This is a genomic window from Achromobacter sp. GbtcB20 (assembly GCF_019091095.1).
In the GTDB taxonomy this organism is placed as follows: Bacteria; Pseudomonadota; Gammaproteobacteria; order Burkholderiales; family Burkholderiaceae_B; genus Achromobacter; species Achromobacter mucicolens.
Window position 1 is genome coordinate 1 of sequence record NZ_JAGXJZ010000630.1, and the last position, 260, is coordinate 260.

Below are 260 nucleotides of genomic sequence, written 5' to 3' on the forward strand. Positions count from 1 at the left end.
GACGCCCTCACGCGCTCAGCCGCGCGACCCCTCCGAACTGGCCGGCGACTACCGCACCGAGCGGGCCGCTGCGCCATCGCCGAAGACGACTGCGGAGGGCGAGCAATGAACGGCGCCCAGGTCTCGGCATTTCAAGCCAACAGCGGTATCGCGCCTTCCGCGATGGCGACCGTCCTGGTCGGCGTCGTGTTCGCGGTCCTGCTCGTGTGGGGCGTCTGGGCCATCCGAACGGCCTATGTGGGGTGGTCCGAGAGCCGCCT

At 70.4% G+C, this 260-nt stretch carries 1 protein-coding gene and 1 pseudogene; both read left to right on the forward strand.

All coding sequences use genetic code 11. The annotated features are described in order from the left end of the window. Positions 1-109 (forward strand): annotated as a pseudogene (locus KVT32_RS30510) (RAQPRD family plasmid); the annotation flags it as partial. Further along, a partial coding sequence (locus KVT32_RS30515) for a TIGR03758 family integrating conjugative element protein (RefSeq protein WP_217619478.1) occupies positions 106-260 on the forward strand: 155 nt, incomplete at its 3' end. The pseudogene KVT32_RS30510 and the gene KVT32_RS30515, both read left to right, overlap by 4 nt.